Raw genomic sequence first — 3,790 nt, forward strand, 5'->3', positions numbered from 1 at the left:
GACCTCGATGTCGCCGACCTTCTCGCTGAACCGGCAAAGCCCGATTTCGCGCACCAAGCTCGTCGTCATCGACGAATGCTCGATGGTCGACGAGCAGCTCGGCCGCGACCTGCAGAGCTTCGGCACGCCGATCCTGGTGCTGGGCGATCCGGCGCAGCTGCCGCCGATCTCGGGCGGCGGCTTCTTCACCGAACACGAGCCGGATGTGCTCTTGACCGAAATCCACCGCCAGGCGCGCGACAACCCGATCATCCGGCTGGCGCTCGACGTGCGCGAGGGCCGGGAATTCATGCATGGCGACTACGGCACGGCGCAGGTGATCGGCAGGGAAGCGGTCAACCAGGACCTCGTGCTCAAGGCGGACCAGGTGCTGGTCGGCACCAACCGCACGCGCCGGCGCTACAATCAAAGGCTGCGCGAGCTGAAGGGGTTCAACGCCGATTTCCCGCAGGCCGGCGACAAGCTGGTCTGCCTGCGCAACGACCCGGCCAAGGGGCTGCTCAACGGCTCGCTGTGGAAGGTGATGACCTCGTCACGCGAGACGGTGAAGCCCGGCATCAACCTTCTGGTCTCGCCGGAGGAGGACGATCCCGACCGCGGCGTCGCCAAGATCAAGCTGCTCAAGGCGGCGTTCGAGGATCCGGATGCCGAGATCCCCTGGCAGCAGAAGAAGCGCTTCGACGATTTCGACTATGGCTATGCGCTGACCGTGCACAAGGCGCAGGGCTCGCAGTGGAACGACGTGGTGCTGTTCGATGAGAGCTGGGCCTTCAAGGAGACCCGGCAGCGCTGGCTCTATACGGCAATCACCCGCGCCGCCGAGCGGTTGACAATCGTTCGCTGAGATTTTTGGCCATCAGGTCGGCCTCGCGCCAAGCCACTGCCAGGCGGCTTCCTCATCGTCGACATCGAAGCGTCTGACTTCGAAAGGCAGCGTTTTGGGGAACACGCCCGCGACGAGGGAGGCCCAACTCGGCTCGCCGATGACCGCGCAGCGCACGACATGTTCCATCGCGTCGGCCACGCCCTGCCGGAGCGTGTCCTGCTTGATATTGGCCCAGTCGACGCTTTCCTCGTCGGTCAGCCTGATCAGCACGTCGATCCTCGGATGCAGCGCGTAGGCGGCTTCCAGCAAGCCGAACAGGTTCTCCGCATCGGCCGGCGAGACATCGCCGACGACGTCGATGGCGAAAAGCGCGTCGCGGTTGGTCTCGATGCGGCGGATGGCCGGCACGGCTTCAAGGAAATTCACTGCAAATCCTCACCTTAGCCTCCAACTGTCCCCTGGAACACGCGAAACCCCCTATCTGTTCCCGTCAAAGGCGCTATAGATGCCCGCCGATCCACTGGACCCCAGCTCATGCCCGCCAAGCTCTCGGTCAATCTCAACGCCGTCGCCATGCTGCGCAACCGCCGCGACCTGCCGTGGCCGAGCGTCATCGGACTTGGCCGCATTGCCCTTGCCGCCGGCGCGCATGGGTTGACGGTGCATCCCAGGCCCGACGAGCGGCACACAAGGCATTCCGACCTGCCGGAGATCAGGGCGCTGATCGACGACGAATTCCCAACGGCGGAGTTCAACATCGAGGGCTACCCGACCGAGGATTTCCTGGCGCTGGTCGAGAAGAACCAGCCTGAGCAGGTGACGCTGGTGCCGGACGACCCGGCGCAGGCAACCTCCGACCATGGCTGGAACTTCGTCGCCCAGGCGGCGTTCCTCACTCCGATCGTCAAGCGGTTGAAGAAAAGCGGATTCAGGGTGTCGCTGTTTTCCGATGCGGTTCCAGACGGGGTCAATGCGGCGCGCGACACAGGCGCCGACCGCATCGAGCTCTATACCGGGCCCTATGGAGGTTTCCATTCCGATTCGGCAAAAGCGGCCAAAGAGCTGGAAAGACTGGGAAAAACCGCCGACGCCGCATTCAAGGCCGGGCTCGGCGTCAATGCCGGACACGATCTGACCGTCGAGAACCTACCGCCATTGGCCAAACGCATCCCGGCATTGGCCGAAGTATCGATCGGACATGGGTTGACAGCCGATGCGCTGGAGTATGGCATGGCCGGCACGGTCGGGCGGTTCTTGAAGGCCTGCGGATGGTAGGGGACTTTGGGTAGTTTCGGCAGTCTTGGTGTGTCGCGCGCGTCGCGGTTGCCTCGGAGCGTGACGAATTCGGTAAAGTGGGGTTCATGGTGCTAGCCAACGCCAGCGAAACGGAATCCCTCGAACGCTCGGGCCATGCCGAAACCGAGCGGCAGCACAGCACTAAGGTGCTCATGCTTGGCGCGCTGGGCGTCGTCTATGGCGACATCGGCACGAGCCCGATCTACGCCTTTCGCGAGGCGCTGCACGCGTCTTCGAGTTCGGTTGCCCGCAATGACGTACTCGGCGTGCTGTCGCTGATCGTCTGGGCGCTGACGATCATCGTCACGATCAAATATGTCGCCTTCGTGCTCAGGGCCGACAACAAGGGCGAGGGCGGCACGCTGTCGCTGATGGCGTTGGCGCGCAGCGCCTATCCCCCGGGCTCCAGGCTCATCCTGGTGATCGGCCTTTGCGGCGCGGCGCTGTTCTTCGGCGATTCAATCATCACCCCGGCGATCTCGGTGCTGTCGGCGGTCGAGGGCCTGGAAGTCGTCACGCCTGCGCTCGATGCCTTCGTGGTTCCGATCACGCTGGTCATTCTGGCGGTGCTTTTCGCCGTGCAGCGCTTCGGCACGGGCAAGGTGGCGGCGGTGTTCGGGCCCGTGACGGCGACATGGTTCGTGGCGATCGGCGCGGCCGGTGTCTACCATATCGTCGACGATCCGTCGGTTTTCTTGGCGATCAATCCATATTACGCGATCTACTACCTGGCCACGACGCCGACCGGAGCCTTCGTTACCGTCGGCGCGGTCTTCCTGGCGGTGACCGGCGCGGAGGCTCTCTATGTCGACCTCGGCCATTTCGGCCGCAAGCCGATCGTGATGGCCTGGTTCGCAATCGTCTTCCCGTGCCTACTGCTGAATTATTTCGGCCAAGGCGCCTTTGTGCTCTCGCATGGCGGCAAGCCCACCAACCCGTTCTTCCAGATGCTGCCCGAATGGGCGCTGATGCCGATGGTCGGCCTAGCGACAGCGGCCACGGTCATCGCCAGCCAGGCCGTCATTTCCGGCGCCTTCTCGCTGACTAGGCAGGCGGTGCAGCTCAACCTTCTGCCGCGCATCGAAGTGCAGCACACGTCCGAGATGCAGAGCGGCCAGATCTATATGCCGAGGGTCAACCTTCTGGTCGCGCTTGGCGTGATGCTTCTGGTCGTCGGCTTCGGCAGCTCGAGCGCGCTTGCGTCGGCCTACGGCATTTCGGTGACCGGCGAGATGCTGATGACGACTATCCTTTTGTTCGTGGTGATGCGCTGGCTGTGGAAATGGCAGGTTGCGACCGCACTGGCCCTGGTGGTGCTCTTCGGCGTCATCGATCTCGGTTTCTTCTCGGCCAATGTCGTCAAAATCGTCGAGGGCGGCTGGGTCTCGATCACTGTCGCCTCTCTGATGGGGCTGATTATGTGGACCTGGATCCGCGGTACCCGCTACCTGTTCGACAAGACGCGCCGCAACGAGATCCCGCTCGACTTCCTGGCGTCGAATCTCCTGAAGAAGAAGCCGCAGCTCGTCTCGGGCACGGCCGTGTTCCTGACCAGCGATCCCTTAAGCGCGCCGACCGCGCTGATGCACAGCCTGAAACACTACAAGGTGCTGCACGAAAAGAACGTCATCCTGTCGGTGGTGACGGCGCCGCAGCCGGTGGCTGTCT

The 3,790-nt window shown here is 63.5% G+C and carries 4 protein-coding genes; 3 read left to right on the forward strand and 1 reads right to left on the reverse strand.

Annotated features, from left to right (window positions below):
* On the forward strand, positions 1-844 hold an 844-nt coding region (locus EOA28_RS28215), incomplete at its 5' end, for an ATP-dependent RecD-like DNA helicase (RefSeq protein ID WP_128315506.1).
* A 12-nt stretch (positions 845-856) separates the two neighbouring features.
* Here the strand turns inward: EOA28_RS28215 and EOA28_RS28220 are convergent.
* On the reverse strand, positions 857-1,252 hold the full coding sequence (locus EOA28_RS28220) for an STAS/SEC14 domain-containing protein (RefSeq protein WP_126082070.1): 396 nt from the start codon (positions 1,250-1,252) through the stop codon (positions 857-859).
* A gap of 108 nt (positions 1,253-1,360) precedes the next feature.
* Here EOA28_RS28220 and EOA28_RS28225 point away from each other — a divergent pair, with 108 nt between their 5' ends.
* On the forward strand, positions 1,361-2,101 hold the full coding sequence (locus tag EOA28_RS28225; protein ID WP_127252727.1) for a pyridoxine 5'-phosphate synthase: 741 nt from the start codon (positions 1,361-1,363) through the stop codon (positions 2,099-2,101).
* Positions 2,102-2,187: 86 nt separating this feature from the next.
* A partial coding sequence (locus EOA28_RS28230; RefSeq protein ID WP_148670896.1) for a potassium transporter Kup occupies positions 2,188-3,790 on the forward strand: 1,603 nt, incomplete at its 3' end.

Origin of the sequence: Mesorhizobium sp. M2A.F.Ca.ET.067.02.1.1 (assembly GCF_004023285.1) — a bacterium.
GTDB lineage: Bacteria > Pseudomonadota > Alphaproteobacteria > Rhizobiales > Rhizobiaceae > Mesorhizobium.